The 16,844-nt window shown below is 38.7% G+C and carries 11 protein-coding genes, 1 tRNA gene and 2 pseudogenes; 8 read left to right on the forward strand and 6 right to left on the reverse strand.

Features of this window, described 5'->3' with window-relative positions; genetic code table 11:
• The first annotated feature begins 11 nt into the window (after positions 1-11).
• The 4 genes and pseudogenes from mtnA (at position 12) to FJR08_RS21070 (ending at position 5,585) form a co-directional block, all read left to right on the forward strand.
• A complete protein-coding gene (mtnA, locus tag FJR08_RS21055; protein WP_015078313.1) occupies positions 12-1,049 on the forward strand; it encodes an S-methyl-5-thioribose-1-phosphate isomerase in 1,038 nt (345 codons plus the stop codon).
• A 168-nt stretch (positions 1,050-1,217) separates the two neighbouring features.
• The gene (locus FJR08_RS21060) at positions 1,218-1,997 is read left to right on the forward strand and encodes a helix-turn-helix domain-containing protein (RefSeq protein ID WP_323294551.1); all 780 of its coding nucleotides are present in this window, start codon (positions 1,218-1,220) and stop codon (positions 1,995-1,997) included.
• Positions 1,930-3,780 (forward strand): annotated as a pseudogene (locus FJR08_RS21065) (peptidase domain-containing ABC transporter); the annotation flags it as partial. The gene FJR08_RS21060 and the pseudogene FJR08_RS21065, both read left to right, overlap by 68 nt.
• 302 nt (positions 3,781-4,082) lie before the next feature.
• Entirely contained in the window at positions 4,083-5,585 is a 1,503-nt protein-coding gene (locus FJR08_RS21070; RefSeq protein ID WP_168634457.1) for an HlyD family efflux transporter periplasmic adaptor subunit, read from the forward strand.
• Between the two features lie 189 nt (positions 5,586-5,774).
• Here the strand turns inward: FJR08_RS21070 and FJR08_RS24090 are convergent, their stop codons facing one another.
• The 3 genes and pseudogenes from FJR08_RS24090 to FJR08_RS21080 form a co-directional block, all read right to left on the reverse strand.
• Positions 5,775-5,897, reverse strand: a complete 123-nt coding sequence (locus FJR08_RS24090) for a hypothetical protein (RefSeq protein ID WP_256369743.1) — start codon at positions 5,895-5,897, stop codon at positions 5,775-5,777.
• A gap of 438 nt (positions 5,898-6,335) precedes the next feature.
• Positions 6,336-6,743: pseudogene (locus FJR08_RS21075) on the reverse strand (DUF4351 domain-containing protein); the annotation flags it as partial.
• 304 nt (positions 6,744-7,047) lie between these two features.
• Positions 7,048-8,034 (reverse strand): ATP-grasp domain-containing protein, encoded by a 987-nt coding sequence (locus FJR08_RS21080; protein ID WP_015078329.1) that lies wholly within the window; start codon positions 8,032-8,034, stop codon positions 7,048-7,050.
• A 278-nt stretch (positions 8,035-8,312) separates the two neighbouring features.
• Between FJR08_RS21080 and FJR08_RS21085 the strand changes: the two genes are divergently transcribed.
• On the forward strand, positions 8,313-8,570 hold the full coding sequence (locus FJR08_RS21085) for a hypothetical protein (protein ID WP_148761492.1): 258 nt from the start codon (positions 8,313-8,315) through the stop codon (positions 8,568-8,570).
• A gap of 64 nt (positions 8,571-8,634) precedes the next feature.
• Here FJR08_RS21085 and FJR08_RS21090 read toward each other — a convergent pair whose 3' ends face one another.
• Positions 8,635-10,740, reverse strand: a complete 2,106-nt coding sequence (locus FJR08_RS21090; RefSeq protein WP_168634458.1) for a M3 family metallopeptidase — start codon at positions 10,738-10,740, stop codon at positions 8,635-8,637.
• 681 nt (positions 10,741-11,421) lie between these two features.
• Between FJR08_RS21090 and FJR08_RS21095 the strand changes: the two genes are divergently transcribed.
• Both FJR08_RS21095 and FJR08_RS21100 read left to right on the forward strand, forming a co-directional pair.
• Positions 11,422-11,799, forward strand: a complete 378-nt coding sequence (locus FJR08_RS21095) for a DUF1823 family protein (protein WP_168634459.1) — start codon at positions 11,422-11,424, stop codon at positions 11,797-11,799.
• 312 nt (positions 11,800-12,111) lie between these two features.
• The gene (locus tag FJR08_RS21100; protein ID WP_015078333.1) at positions 12,112-13,155 is read left to right on the forward strand and encodes a 3-deoxy-7-phosphoheptulonate synthase; all 1,044 of its coding nucleotides are present in this window, start codon (positions 12,112-12,114) and stop codon (positions 13,153-13,155) included.
• 480 nt (positions 13,156-13,635) lie between these two features.
• On the opposite strand, the gene FJR08_RS21105 is transcribed toward FJR08_RS21100, so the two are convergent.
• Together FJR08_RS21105 and FJR08_RS21110 are read right to left on the reverse strand one after the other, a co-directional pair.
• A tRNA-Arg gene (locus tag FJR08_RS21105) sits at positions 13,636-13,709 on the reverse strand.
• 33 nt (positions 13,710-13,742) lie between these two features.
• Positions 13,743-14,840: a tocopherol cyclase family protein gene (locus FJR08_RS21110; protein WP_168634460.1), complete on the reverse strand. Its 1,098-nt coding sequence runs from the start codon at positions 14,838-14,840 to the stop codon at positions 13,743-13,745.
• Between the two features lie 680 nt (positions 14,841-15,520).
• On the opposite strand from FJR08_RS21110, the gene FJR08_RS21115 reads away from it, so the two are divergent.
• Positions 15,521-16,844, forward strand: a 1,324-nt coding sequence (locus FJR08_RS21115) for a sugar transferase (RefSeq protein WP_254435818.1), incomplete at its 3' end; no start/stop codon positions are given.

The raw sequence follows: 16,844 nt of genomic DNA on the forward strand, positions 1-16,844 counted from the left end.
CAACTAACAATATGGTTTATCCCGTTATTTGGCGCAATAATTCAGTATCACTCATTGATCAAACTCGCTTACCTAATGAATATACAGTGGTGGAGATTCACCGCAGTGAAGATATGGCACAAGCCATTACAACCATGATTGTGAGAGGTGCGCCGGCGATAGGAGTGGCTGCGGCCTATGGAATGTATTTAGGTGCAAGGGAAATTGAAACAAGCGAAATCCAAGAGTTTTTGACTAAACTGGAAACAGTCGCTAATTTGTTGCGTTCTACCCGTCCCACTGCGGTAAATTTGTTTTGGGCTATTGGTAGAATGATGAAAACGGCTTATGAAACCGTGGGAACAGTCGCCGAAATTAAACAAGTTCTTTTAGAAACTGCCCAAAAGATCAATGCCGAAGATCTACAAACCTGTCAAGCTATAGGTGATCATGGTTTGGCAGCATTACCGCAAACCCCAGACCAACTAATTATACTCACTCATTGCAACGCTGGGGCATTAGCCACTGCCGGTTATGGGACAGCATTAGGTGTAGTCCGTTCTGCGTGGAAAGAAGGACGTTTAGCCAGGGTATTTGCTGACGAAACCCGTCCCCGGTTACAAGGTGCAAAACTCACCGCGTGGGAATGTGTCCAAGAAGGCATTCCAGTGACAGTAATTACCGATAATATGGCTGCCCACTGCATGAAACAAGGTTTAATTGATGCTGTAGTTGTGGGTGCTGATAGAATTGCTGCTAATGGTGACACTGCCAATAAAATCGGAACTTATAGTTTAGCTATTGTCGCCAAAGCTCATAATATTCCCTTCTTTGTCGCTGCACCCTTATCTACAGTAGATTTTGAATTAATTGATGGTAGTCAAATTCCCATTGAAGAACGTCACCCAGCAGAAATATATCAAATAGGTGAAACTATCCTCACCCCTCCAGGAGTGGAATTTTATAACCCGGCTTTTGATGTCACACCTGCTGATTTAATTACCGCCATTATTACTGAAAATGGGGCTTTTCTGCCAGGTGATTTATTAAAGGCTAAAAAGATGCTTTAATTTTTGGCGTTGCAGATAGCCTACGTGGTGTAGCCATATTGGCGGATGATTTTTGGAGGTAGAGCCGAGAATCTCTACCCATGTAAAGTCTCTACAAAGGTATTAAACGGATGCGAAATTATTTTCATCCCTAAAATAAGGCCAAGCTCTCATTAAGAGGGAACTAGGATGCTTGCGGAGTTTGATTTTTACGAGATTGAACCATTTATGTATACATATCAATGGACAAGTAGTAATAAAGCGGGGAGCAATTCTTCAAGTAACTTGTTAACAGATTTTCAGCGACAAATGCTGTTAAAATCATTACAAGAACATCGCTCTCAATCCCAGCGGCAACGGATTCAAATTATGTTGTTAGCGGACCAAGGGATAACTCAAGCAGAAATTTGTCAAATTTTGGGGTGTTGTCCCGCAACCGCTAGACATTGGATACACATAGCTCGTCAGGGAATGGCGCATCAATGGCAAGATTGTCCGATTGGTCGCCCTAAATTAGTTAGTAATGAATACTTACAACGATTAAAAGAATTATTTTACAGTAATCCTCGTGATTATGGTTATGGCTCTCAACACTGGACATTAAATTGGTTACAGAAACATCTGTGCGAAGAATTTGGCTTTGAAGTGAGCGATCGCCACTTTAAGCGACTTCTCAAACAAATGGGCTTATCCACTCGACCGAAACCCAGTCATGATGGACAAAATAGCCCAAAATCAGCTACAGAACCCAAAATATCAATTGCTGACCTCAAAAAAGCAAATACCACCGATTCCTCAGAAATTATACCTATTAATTTTCACAAAGCAGTAAAAGATTCAGACATTTATGGCGCACAATATATCCGCTCAATTAGTATCTCTGCAACAAATCAACAATACATTGGGGTATTCACTAACCGCAGAAGAATTTTATCACTATCTTCCCGAACTTCAATCTATCAACCCTAAAGTCGGCAAATTCTGGACAGGAAAGAATGTTGAACCGGGCATTTACATTATCATTACGGGCAAAGTCAGACTATTAGATGATAAAGACGAATTAATTACTACCCTAGAACCTGGGGCATCTTTCGGTGAATTTACCTTGTTTCCCCAATCTAAATTTGAGCCTTATGCAGCCAGAGCTTCAGCAAATTTACAGTTATGCTTCTTGCCAGAAAAGTTACTATTGCCATTAATAGCCAAGTATCCCCAAATTCGAGAACATTTATGGGAGAAAGCATACTCACTCCTGAGAAACACAGATTATACACCCATAAAACCAAGCTCTCCAGAGAACGACAATTCAGATTCAACCCCCTATTTGACCTCAGAATCAAAAATTAGTAAAGCCTATTTTCCCAGTCCCAGAGAACGGGTGGGGCATTTATGGCAAAAGGTAATGGGGCGCTATCCATTCTTTGCCCAACAGAGTGGTTCTGACTGCGGAGCAGCTTGTTTAGTCATGGTGTCCAGGTATTGGGGGAAACGTTTTAGTGTAAATCGCTTGCGTGATATTGCCAATGTAGACCGCAATGGTGCATCCTTGCGAGGGTTATTAACAGCAGCAGAAAGTCTAGGTTTTGCCACTAGACCTGTCAAAGCTAGTTTAAAGCAGTTAGGAAAGCAAAAATTACCTGCTATTGTTCACTGGGAAGGCAAACATTACATAGTGGTCTACGAAATTACCCCTAAATATGTAATTGTGGCAGACCCTGCTATTGGTCAACGCACCCTCACCCATGAGGAATTTAACAACGACTGGACTGGTTATACATTGTTGTTACAACCGACAGCAATGCTCAAAGAAACGAAAGAGACATCTACACCTTTTTGGCAATTTTTTGAGTTAATAAAACCCCATTCTGTAGTCATGTTGGAAGTATTTATCGCTTCCATATTCATCCAGATATTTGGCTTAATTACCCCCCTATTTACCCAATTAATTTTAGATCGGGTAGTGGTACAACGGTCAGAACTGACCCTGACAGCAGTAGGAATAGGATTGTTGATTTTTAGCCTTTTTCGGGTGGCTATGACTGGTTTAAGGCAATATCTTTTAGATCATATAGCTAATCGGATAGACTTAGCATTAATTGTCGGTTTTATTCGTCATACATTGCGTTTACCCCTGAGTTTTTTCGAGACTCGTTATGTGGGGGATATTATTTCTCGCGTGCAGGAAAACCGCAAAATTCAACGCTTTTTATCGGGTGAAGCATTATCAATTCTCCTGGATTTATTCACTGTCTTTATCTATGTGGGCTTGATGTTTTGGTACAGTTGGAAAATGGCATTATTAGCTTTAATAATTGTGCCACCCTTTGCCTTATTAGCCTTAATTGCCACACCTTTTTTACAAAGGATTTCCAGAGAAATATTCAATGCAGTCAACAAAGAAAGCAGTTATTTAATAGAAGCTTTAACTGGTGTGAGAACTGTCAAAGCCACAGCAGTAGAACAAACAGTAAGATGGCATTGGGAAGAGTTATTAAATAAAGAGGTAAAAACCAACTTTTCCGGGCAAGTTATCGGCAATAATTTACAAATTTTCAGTAACACAATTGAAGCAGTAGCTACCACAGCTTTATTATGGTTTGGGGCATATTTAGTAATTCATAATCAGTTAACTGTGGGACAACTAGTAGCATTTAATATGCTGCTGGGTAATATTATTCGCCCCTTCCAACGGTTAATTGTCTTATGGAATGAATTGCAGGAAGTTGTGATTGCAGTAGAAAGAATTAATGATTATAAGTAGAACGGCTTGAATAATTCAAAGTTTGTAGTGAGGAATTTATTCCTCATTTGAGGGCTGAAGCCCTCACTACGAAATCATCTCCAGATTTTTTACATTACTTAATCTACTTTGATTTATTTTCGTCTAGAGACTTCCAATTTAAAAAATATCCCAAAATTTCTTGTAGTGCGGGCATCTTGCCCGCTAATAATACAAGGACGGGCAAGATACCATTGGATCATTTTTTTTGTGGAGTTCTCCTACTTACTTAGTTGGGTTTCATTTCTCAAAAAAATTCTTCATCAAGGTGCATTATGACAAGTACATTAAATGGGAATATCACAAAATCTGATGATATCTTATCACCAGAATTACCAGAAATTACCAATGAAGATTGGTCGGAAATTACTAAAGAATCACTTGATAGTTTACCCCAGGTTTGGACGCGGGGACTATTATATCTTTTAGTCTTCATTGTCTCCATAGTTTTACCTTGGTCTTTACTATCTAAAGTAGATGAAACCGGTACAGGAAGAGGACGTATTGAACCTAAAGATAAAACCGTGAAATTAGATGCCGCTGTAGGGGGAACAGTTGCGGAAATTCAAGTTAAAGAAGGTGAAACAGTCAAAGCCGGACAAACTCTATTATTATTAGAATCGGCATTAGTCAAATCAGAATTACGTCAAGTTCAAGATAAATTGGAAGGACAATTAAACCGAATTTCTCAGTTAAAATCCTCCAAAAATCAGTTAATTGTCTCCTTAGCAACCCAACAACAACAAAATCAATCTCAACAATTAGAGAAACAAGCACAAATTGATCAAGCGCAACAGAATATTAATACCCTGAAAAATGCCTATCAATTTCAGAAAGAAGAAAGATTATCTCAACTTAATCAAGCGCGACAAACCCTAATTAATAGTCAAACTACTAATCAATTAGCGGAGAGTAGTTTATTAAGTAGTCAGCGAGAAGTAAAACGCTATAGTCAACTCAGACAACAAGGAGTAATTCCAGAAATTAATTTAGTAGACAAGCAAGATATCGCTAAGGAAAAGCAAAAATTGTATGCACAAAGCCAATCAGATGTTCAACAAGCTAAGTTACGTTTAGCAGAACAACAAAGTAGTTATGGGCGAAATTTACGCCAAGCTACTGCCGATATTGAACAGGCTAAATTGCGACTGGGAGAACAGCAAAGAAGCTATCAAACTTTAACCCTTTCTGGTCAGTCAGCGGTGTTAAAAATCGCCGAACAACAGAAAAGTTTAGACACAGATATTAGTTCTCTCAAATCAGATATTTCTCAAACTAAACGCCAAATTGATGCCTTAAAATTTCAGTTAGGACAGCGAGAAATTAAAGCTTCTGTCAATGGGATATTATTTCAATTACCAATTCAAAAACCTGGTTCAGTTGTGCAAGTAGGGACAATGGTTGCCGAAATTGCTCAAGATAATTCACCCTTAATAATTCGAGCGCAAATGGCAACTACAGATAGTGGTTTTTTGCGGTTAGGATTACCAGTAAAGCTCAAATTTGATGCTTATCCGTTTCAGGATTATGGTATTATCTCAGGAGAGTTAATTAAAATTTCTCCTAATACGATAGAGATAGATACAGCCAATGGCAAAGTAGCCGCTTATAACTTAGAAATTTCTCTCAAAAAAAGTTGTATTCCCGCTGCTAATAAATGTATTCCTTTGCGTCCAGGGGATACAGCAACCGCTGAGGTAATTGTCCGTCAGCGACGAATTATTGATTTTCTACTTGACCCATTTAAAAAATTGCAACAAGGAGGAGTAAAACTGTAGAAAATTTATCGAATTACCCCCCTTAGTCCTCCCTTGTTTCCCTCGTTCCCATACTCTGTATGGGAATGAATTACGGAAGGCTCTGCCTTCATTAATACTAAGCCATGGAGGCAGAGCCTCTAGGTAGCATTCCCAGTCGGAGACTGGGAACGAGGATTGGTGCGTTACAGACTCATCCTAACCAATTCATTACCACCAGCACGGCGGCCACCACCAAGGACAGCTACAGCCACCTTGAATTAAATATTGTTCGTCGCTAGTCAGTTGAACAATTTTTTTTACTTCCAGGTCAAGAATTTTAATCTTAGCCATCTTCATCTTCGTATTCTCCTTGGTTTTAAAAAGTCAAAAAATCTAGAAAACCGGAAACGTTGTACTTTTTCGTTTCCCTCCATTACATCCTATTAAAAATAAAAACCTCTGTCTAGAGACTTAGACAAAATAAAAGTGACATAATTGTTTCAGTTTTGTCACTTTCAATAGCTTGATGATAACAGCATTTCACGCACAAATATCCGTAAAATTGCCTTTTTAGGTTGAAAATATCACTAAAAAGTAGACAATTACGGACTAAAAATAGCCAAAAAAAGGGACATAATTGCTGCAATTTTGTCACTTTTGCCTATTAAATTAAATACAAACAAATGCCCGACTTATTTAAGAAGTCAGGCATCTATTCTAATCAAGACTTATTTTATGTACTTTATTGCTAATCTAGCTTACATATATTTGAAGATTTCAACAAGAGGATTAATTTAATTGCAACCAATTAAGTAAATCCGCCATACTGCTAAAATCTAGTAAAGCCTCGCTTAAATTTTCTAACTGATTAACAGAAAGAGATTGAATCCGCTGTGTTGTTTCCGGTGATAATTCACCCAATCGCCTTTTAAGCAGTTTTAAAATAACCAACCGTTCTCCTTCCTGTCTACCTTCTTCTATTCCCCGCTCGTAACCTATGCGCTCACCAGTGGTAATATATCTCATAGTTCGCTCCTGCTCGAATTTTTTATACTCCGACCACAATTGATTTTCCAATGGTTTTGGTAAAATCATCACCCAGTCTATAAAGCGATACAGGTTACGAATATCTTGCTCTTGTAAGCCTAAATCGTATAACCTGCGAATTAAACTGAATTTCCAGATTTTGCGTTTTTGGAGCTATTCTCCCTGGTTTGTGAAGGGATTTTTTGGAACGAACCACAGAGGACACAGAGGACACAGAGGTAGAGAAAAGGAGGTATTTATGTCTTATTTAGGATACATAATTGCAGCAATTATGTCCCTTTTATTTTTTACTTTCAATATAAACAGATACCCGACTTCTTTAAGAAGTCGGGTATCTATATTAATCGAGGCTGATTTAATGTATTCTTTTGCCAACCCACCTACGCTTTAAATAGGGATTAATCTGATGGAAACTCCAGCAATTTTTCACTCCTATTGCTTTTTTCAGCCAGCCCTAACTATCATTCTCTAAGACTTGGAGAATTTTCAGATAAAACTCTTCCACCCTTTTTGCTGCTACTTCACCACTAGCAGCATAGTGATTTAAACCAGGAGAACCATTGACTTCAATGAGCGTATAATCTACCATCGGCATAGTTATATCATGGGTGAGTATATCCACCCCTGTTAATCTTAATCCCATATCTTTAGTAATGTTAATTGCTAATTTTTGAAAATCAGGATGAATCCTTTCAGAAAAATCTACCGCTTCACCTCCACTGGATAAATTAGCACTATCCAAAAGATAGATAATATTATTATGAGGAATCACACTATTCCAATCAATATTTTGCGTTTTTAATTTTTGGGAAATGCGAAAATCATCAAATTTAATCACATTTTTTCTCCCCATGTTCAAAAATTTTTCCTGTTTTTGTTGAAGTAACTCTAAAACATTAGATATACCATCACCAACAACAAATAAGGGAATTCTTTGATAAGCGGTAATCACCTCATCATCCAAAACAACAATTCTATAGTCATTACCACTATAAAACTTTTCTACAATCAATCCTGATTTAATTTCAAAGATTTTATGAGCTACATCATAATATTCTGCCTGATTATATACCTTAGTCACCAAAATGCCTTGACTAAGATTCAGAGGTTTAACAATTACTGGAAATCCGATTGATTGTGCATAATTAAATCCATCATGAATATTTCTAGGATGAGCTATTTTCGCACATAACTGATCAGTAAAAAATGTCTTACCCTCCGTTACTCGATATCCAAGCTGCTTGAGGAAAAAATTACTATAGGCTTTATCTTTGACCAACTCGGCTGAAGCAAGACCGTTAATATTCAATTTGGCATAACTAAAAACTGATCTTTTCCCGTTTTTAAAAGTAATATGCCCAACTAATTTATATTCTGGTTCAAGTAAAACTACAGCCCCTATTTGTAATGCTACTTTTTGGATGATTGATGTGATTGACATTTTTATTTTGCAAGATGATCTCAAATAATTGAATATTGGTATAACCTATACCAATATCTCTTGTTTCTATTTAAGTTTAAATACTGAACTAATACAGTATATATTAGTCCGAATTAAATAAAACCAAAGATTGTCAGAAAATAAGTTGTTGCACCAAGTATTGACAATTTTTAAAATATGTAATAACAAGGTGGCATCATCAATAAAAGACGCTAGTAAATCTTTGGTTAAGAGACATACTAACGCCCTTCACTCAAGTTCTTATGCATAAAATAATCATGCCACAAAATACGGATTACAAAAATAGCACTTCAGAAGATCTCACAATTCCTGCGGCAAGAGAAGATAACGCCTACAAAAAAAGGCTGAATGGTTGGGCTGTAGCCCGTATCGTTAGCGAACGGGAAAAAGTTATTGTTTCCCGGTTTCGCAGTCGTTCTGATGCCGAAGGCTATATTCAACACATCCGTCAGATGATTCCTGATACTGTTTTTGAACTTTTCTTTGATTGCCAACGGGAAGAAATTGTCATTTAAATCTACAAGAGACAAGAGACAATATAAATATTCTCCTCATTTCCTCAACCCTGTAATTGCTAACTTACACAGTAGTCAGCAGTCCATTGTGCTTAAGTAAAGCCTTGGTACTGGGTTCTCGTCCCCGGAAGGTTTTAAAGACATCCATGGGATGCTGACTGCCACCTAGTGCTAAAACCGTATCTCGGTAACGTCTGCCAATGGCATGGATTGCGGCTTCATCTTCTAAGCCCGCTTCTTCAAAAGCAGCAAAAACATCAGCACTGAGAACCTCAGCCCACTTATAACTATAGTATCCGGCTGCATAACCCCCTTCAAAAATATGACCGAAAGCACATAGAAACGCATCCTCCGGCAATGGTGGTAATACAGTTGTTAACTTAGCAATGCGGTGTCGCAGATCTGTCACGGTTTCCTGACTATTGGGAGAATAGCGGTAGTGTAATTCCAAATCAACACTACTAAAATCTAGTTGCCGCAACATAGTTGAACCGCTCATGTAATTACGTGCTGCCAACAATTTTTGGTAATAATGCTCTGGTAATGATTCCCCTGTTTGATAATGTTTAGCCATACCAAACAAGGTTTGGCGGTCATAGCACCAGTTTTCCATAAATTGGCTCGGTAATTCCACAGCATCCCACTCAACATTATTAATACCTGCTGCTCCCAGATAATCCACCTTAGTCAGCATATGATGTAAGCCATGGCCAAATTCATGGAACAGTGTCTCCACCTCATCAAAAGCCATCAAACTCGGATTCCCATCCACAGGGGGAGTTTGGTTACAAATCAAATAAGCTACAGGTAGACGGATAGTAGTCAAATCATTTTCTGTAACTTTCCTCCGGTGAATGCAAGCATCCATCCAAGCCCCACCCCGCTTTTCTGCGGGACGGCTGTAAGCATCTAAGTAAAAATAAGCAATAGGTTCACCATATTTATCAGCAATTTGGAAATAACGCACATCCTCATGCCATATTGGGGCTTGGCCATCAGCCGGTGTCACCGTCACCCCAAAAAGCCTTTTTACTAGCCCAAATAGCCCATCTAGGACTTGAGGGAGGGGAAAATAGGGCAGTAATTCTTCTGCAGTAAAAGCAAATTTTTCTTCCCGTTGCCGTTCAGCCCAAAAGCTAATATCCCAATGTTGTAAATTTTCAGCTTCTGCTGCTCCCTTAGCTTTAGCAAAGGCCTTGAGTTTTTCTAAATCTTTGGCAGCAGCATGATAACTAGCTTGACGGAGTTCTTCTAATAGTTTTTCGACAGAGGCAACATCTTTGGCCATCTTACTAGCCAAACTCAGTTCAGCAAAAGTCTCAAAGCCAATTAATTGAGCTAGTTCTTTTCTTAACTCTAAAATACGGATAATCAAAGGATTATTATCTAATTCCCCAGAAGATGCCCTGGTAATATAAGCCTTATAGATTTTTTCCCGTAAATCCCGCCGGGTACTGTGCTGCATGAACGGGAAATAGCTAGGAAAATCTAAAGTAATATGCCACGGTCCATGTTCTGGTGTAGCATTTTCCTCTCCAGCCGCCCGCGCAGCTTGGGCTGCAAGACTCAACAAGCTACTTGGTAAGCCATCAATGTCATGGTGGGTGGTGAGAATTAAAATAAAGCCTTTAGTGGCATCTAGAACGTGATTAGCAAATCTAGTCGCTAGTTCTGCTAATTCCATTTGGATATTATTAAACCGTTCTCTGTCTTTTCCTTCTAAACCAACACCAGACAATTCTGCATCTCGAATTGCCGCTTTGATAATTCTCTGTTGGGCTGAATTTAAAGTTTCCCAGGTAGGACTATGGCGAATTGCTTTAAAAGCATTATAAATAGGTTTGCTTTGTCCCAGGATATTCATAAACTGAACTACTTGCGGCTGTACCTTTTCATAGGCAATACGTAGTTCTGGACTATTTTTTACACCCATTAAATGATTTAGGATTCCCCAACTCCAATTTAGCCGTTCTGTCAATTTTTCTAGAGGTTCTACTAAGCCGCTCCAAGTAGGCTCTATATTTGCCTCTAAGTCAGTTAATTGCTTTTCAAGTTCTCCTAACAGATAACTAAAAGCTGGTTCGACTTGCTCCGATTTAATAGCCGCAAATGCGGGTAAACCAGAGCTTTGAAGTAGGGGATTCTGATAAATAGTAGCAGTTGCACGCATGGTAATGAGCTAATAGCCGATGAATTAATTGGGAACAACGATTGATTTTTCTTTATATAACTAATAATTTAGCGTTACGACAAAATTTCGCATTGCTAGAATGGCAATCTTACTAAACAGAATACAGAAGTTAGGAGATTATGAGCAATTAAGTAAGGTTTTATACAATAAATAATTGAATCTACCTCAATTCTTATGCCAGTTATACAAAAAAGTTCATTTTGATAGCGTAGCGTAGTGTGGCGTAAACCATCCTCCTGCAACTTTTAACAACTGAATTCCTGTTTGATAACTGAGATACATCATCCAGAAGCTAAAAGCAGAATTGTAGCAATTATTTTCAAAATAATGACTTTTATTTTGTCGAGTTTTGTGGTGATAATTCACCATAATCAATTTTGAATACTTAATAAAGTTATGAAATTTTGACTTTCTGTTTTGCTGACACTGCGCTAGTGTTGTTAAGTTCTGCTCATGTATTAGCAGAACTTAAAACTAAAACAATTGAGTACAAGCAAGGAAGTACAGTATTAGAAGGATGTCTTGCTTATAATGATGCTATTGAAGTTAAGCGTACCTTTGCTAAGTAATACTTTGTGGGTTTGAACACTGATTATATCTGCAAGGGCTGGTAATTGGTAAAATTATCATCTGTTACCTGTTCCCTGTTTTCTCAAAATTATGTCTAATCTTCCCCCACTAAATACAGAAACAATTTGGGCAATCATTAATGATAAAATCGATGATGATACTGTAAAAAAATTATTATGGTATCACCTGGGTTATCGCTATAATCCCATTACAGACACATGGACTAATAGTGAAGTAGCACCAACCTGGAGAGATGAATATCCACAACCACCGGATTTTATTGATTCTCGTCCAGCAATTATGAAATTGACTCGTTCTATTCCTCCAGAAAATAAACAGGCTCTCAAAGAAAAACTCGGTTTTAAAGGTTACAAAATCGGTGAATTTAGTCCGCGACAAACTCGCAGAGCCACATCAGCAAATTGGTTATTAAGTTATATGTTAATAACCACTGGTAAAATTGAGTAAAGTTACTATATTTAGTAATTTTCCAAAAATATCCCCTGCTTCTCTAAGGTTGGGGACAGGAGCTTTTTATCTAAATTTCTGGATTAAATTATTGTTTTATGTCCAAATGTTATGGAAATAACACGGACTTATCTTGTATTTTTCTGAAAAACTGTGTATATTAATATATTCAACCCTTGCATAGAGTAATCTGATCTAAATTTGTGCAACTTGTTTTTTTAACAAACTACTTTAGGCTTAAAGAGAACAAGAAACGTTTTCACAGATATTTGAGAATTACTACCGTATAACACAAATCCAGAGATTTCTGCTATGATCCACAAATTAATTAACACTAACATTAAGAGTTCTCATGTTTTACCAACTCCTAATGAAGTGAAGGCAAAATTACCTTTAACGAAAACTGCTGAAAATACAATTTTAAAATTCAGACAAGAAATAGAACATATTCTAGATTTTCAAGACCGACGTAAATTCATTGTCGTCGGTCCTTGTTCAATTCATGATCCAAAAGCAGCCATAGAATATGGAGAAAACTTGCTAGGTCTAGCCGAAAAAGTTCAGGATAAACTGCTGCTAATTATGCGGGTTTATTTTGAAAAACCCCGAACTACAGTAGGCTGGAAAGGATTAATTAATGATCCAAAAATGGATGATTCTTTTCATGTAGAAGAAGGAATTTCAATTGCCAGGAACTTACTATTAAAGTTGACAGAGTTAGGATTACCAACTGCCACAGAAGCACTTGATCCCATCATCCCTCAATATATCAGTGAATTGGTATCTTGGTCAGCAATTGGCGCAAGAACCACCGAATCGCAAACACACCGAGAAATGGCCAGTGGTTTATCTATGCCGGTGGGATTTAAAAATGGTACAGACGGGAATATTCAAGTTGCAGTAAATGCGCTTAAATCAGCGAACACACCCCATCATTTCCTGGGTATCAATCAAAAAGGACAAGTGAGTGTATTTCAAACTAAAGGAAATGCTCATGGCCATGTAATCTTGCGTGGAGGAACTCAGCCTAATTTTGATGCAGAGAACATTAAACTAGTAGAAGAACAATTAAAAGCAGCCAACTTATCACCAAGAATAGTTGTTGATTGTAGTCATGGTAATACCAACAAAGATTATAGATTACAATCCATAGTCTTTGAAAATATTATTCAGCAAATAATAGATGGCAATAATTCCATCGTCGGCATGATGCTAGAATCGAACTTGTACGAAGGTAGCCAACCGATAACCGGAAAACGAGAAGACTTGCAATATGGTGTTTCCGTAACAGATAAATGTATCAATTGGCAAGAAACAGAAAGAATCATTTTAGCTGCTCACGCTAAATTGGCGTAAACCGACAGCATTTTTCATAAGACCTCGCGGTAAGTGGGAAACGAGCGTGTCTTTAGACCTGAGAGGGATGGTATGGCTAACGCCACGCTACGCTATCGACGCAGCTCACCAGCCACGACACGGGCAGTTCGACAAGTGTTACAGTGAGCTTGCCGAACTGCTCACTGACCACGGTTTTAACCGCTGTGGTTTTTGGTGCATCTTGACAGCCTCCATATTTTTCGCTAGGATAATCGCATTCTTGTGAAAAAGTAAGCACAATGCTTTAAGCGGAGTGTCTAGTGGCTGTTTGGCACAGCCTTTACGAGTAAAAATCTCTTAAGAATCTCAGCGGCTAAAGCCGCTGAGAGTGTCAAGTATTTACACCGTAAATAGATATACCTCTTCCTTTGCGTCTTTGCTCCTTTGCGTCTCTGCGCGAAACAAAAACAAAATGTAGTTGCGCTTTAATTTAAAGTGCAGCTACATGACAAATACAAATGGGATTGGTGCGGATCGAACGCACGGCCTAGCGCTTAGGAGGCGCTCGCTCTATCCAACTGAGCTACAACCCCAATAATGAACCAAATATTATCATAGCAGTATTTTTAGTGAGACTGCCAGTAATTATCCCAATCATCACCACCAACTTCTAAACCGCACAGATTACTACTGGCATTGAGGATAACTTGAGATTTGCTGCCATTAAGTTCTCGCAATTCTAAATTTAGCTCCCCTTGCATAGTATCCCGACAACAAAACTTTAAACCATTGCTTGTCGGTGCGCGGAGAGATGTACCTGGTAACTGGGTAGTTCCTGTCAGTTCAATTTCGTAATTTAGGTTTTTAGCTTGCATTTGCCATCTACCCCAGGGCTGAATTTGCCATTTTACTTCTGAATTCCAAGGAACAAATTCATAAAATTTGCCTTGGTGGTGGATACCAATCATCGCCACTGATTCCATCCACCATAATACACCACGTTTACCGCCACCGGCTGTTAAAGCTAAATCGGGTTGATTAATAAAAGAATTGCAATTTAGCCAAAACCATTTTTGGGGAAAAGCACCACCCCAATTTTTTTCTGCGTATGCTGGAGCATTTGTAAATTCATAAATTTTACCATGCCAATCAATCCAACCACTGGCTAAACCGTGAGCCATTAAAATTTGCCAGCCGGGTTCAAATATCTGCGAAAATGATAGCCAACCAGCGGTTGATTGCTGAAGACTATTTTGATTTCCCCATGCGTATACGGGTTTAATTTCGTATTCCCATCGGCAATAATTACCAGTGGCAGGATCTGTAATTATGCCTTGATTTAAGGTGGCTGTGGCTTGATAACCTTCTTGAATATGGTGTGTAAATTCACTGGGGATAAGATACATTGGGGAAACTTGTAAGTTGGTTTTTCCCCAATGTCCTAATCCTAAAACATCCCGACTCGCCCAAAATTTATTGACATCGGGAAAGGTGCGACAAAGATATTCATCATTTATGCCCAGGATTTGGGCTGCACCGCCGCTGTAGGGCTGATTACCGCTGGGATCTTCGATAGAGTACATGAAGGCGATAGTTTGCTTAATTTCGGGCAGTGTGACGCGGTAATACCAGCCTTCAAAGAAACGACGATGGCTACAGTCCCAATGATAGCCGCTGTGGGGAGTTTGAGTGAAATCGAGGAGGTTTTTAGGAATACTCGGCATAAGGTGTCTTTTTTGCTTACTTTTCAGTATGGGCAATGCGGAGATTTGGGATTAAGATGATTCAGGATGCGATCGCCATATCAAAGCAATCACTGAATTTAATCTTATGTCACATTCCGTAATCTCGCTGTTGCTATCCATAATTACTCGAAAAAATGCCCCCCCAAAAATAAAATCAAACATCTGTAGCCACAAAAGACATTTGATTAGCTGTCAATATTCCCATCTGCCAATAAACCCTACTTTCAAATGCGGGTTGGGTTGGTAAGTCTCCCATTAACTCAGCCTTGCTGTATCGTCTTTGTACCGCTTAGTCTCAACTTCAGCAGTGAGAAACTTTACATTTTAGTATCTGCTGTGATTAAATATTTAGTGTTGGGTATATCTATTTAGAATTCACCCACTAACTGTCGCAAAATCCCGCAGTCTATTTAAATTGTATCCATCCGGGAAGAATTGTGAAAGTATGGGGCTGAATATTTTACAAAGCAACAGCGCAACACAATGCTCATGTTATGTTTCATGGTGATTGCTCTGCAACGCAAAAGTAAACAACCTAACCTACAAATTAAGGCTTCTTACAATTTTGACAAGGTATTTATGAATTAAAGCTTTTTTCAATTTGGCGAAGCTATTGTTTACAAGTTCATTTTTTTACAAGCAACTTCAAAAAAATACTTATGTTAGAGATAGGATTTGAGACTAATAGAGGCAGCAGCAGCATTCAGTTAGTAAAACTCCCACGATTTATATCTCTATTCCTGGTGGTGGGGGATGTCCTTGGCCTATTTGTCTGCTTGGGACTTACTTCTTACTGGACGTTAAATAATCCATTGACAGGATTTGACCCATTTGTCTGCGGATTTATCTTACTGGTTTTAACAGGGATGTATTTGTCAGATACATACCATCCAGAGAAAGAAATTGCAGGTTTACAAGCTCCAAATCGCATTCTCATCAGTAGTGGAATAATTACCCTCATCACTTCATTGGTAATTTATCTATCGGAGAGTTGGGAACAGGATTCAGGAGGGATGAGGGGTATATTGCTAGTTAATCTGGGAATATTTACAATCTGGGCAATCATATTAAGACTATTGGCATTCAATTGGTGGCGATCAAAGTCCCACCAGGGTCGTTGGTTAATGCTAGGATCTGGCAATCATGCGATAAAGTTTGCCCAAATGTTCTTAACACGGAATCCCTTGGGAAGATTAGTTATCCTGACTGAAAATGGCCAACAACTGCCTGAATTAGCAGAAATAGAACCCCAACTAAGTCATGAAGGCTGCCTCAGCGACCTATCTGATTGGAGTCAGCAACCCTTATTAGGGGTGGTAGTAGGGACAAAAATCAGTCTCTCTGATGTACAAGTGCAAAGTTTAATGCAACTACGACTAAAAGGCATCCCTGTTTACCAGTTGCCCGATATTTGGGAAACTTTATGCTACAAACTTCCCTCCTCTCTACTTGAAGATGAGTGGTTTGCTTTTAGTAGTGGCTTTAACCTGGTATTTTGTGGTTTTAGTCTCAAAATCAAGCGGTTTACAGATATAATGCTGACTGGAGTATTATCTGTGCTGCTACTGCCACTCATGGTCATTGTTGGTATAATCATTAAGTTAGATAGTCCAGGTCCAATTTTCTATAGCCAATTACGAACAGGATTATACGGTAAACCATTTCGGGTTTACAAGTTCCGTTCCATGTCTCAGGATGCTGAAAAGAAGGGCGCACAATGGGCAATTCAACGAGATCCACGCATTACCAGGGTGGGATATTGGCTACGAGTTTTGCGAATTGACGAACTACCTCAGATTTGGAATGTGTTATCTGGAGAAATGAGCCTGATTGGTCCTCGTCCAGAGAGGCCAGAGTTTGATGTCAAGCTCAAAGAAGCAATTCCTTATTATGAAATGCGCTATTTAGTCAAACCAGGAATCACAGGTTGGGCGCAGGTACTTTATCCATACGGAGCTTCCCTGGAAGATGCCTATGAAAAGC

Source organism: Dolichospermum sp. UHCC 0260, assembly GCF_009711985.1.
GTDB lineage: Bacteria > Cyanobacteriota > Cyanobacteriia > Cyanobacteriales > Nostocaceae > Dolichospermum > Dolichospermum lemmermannii.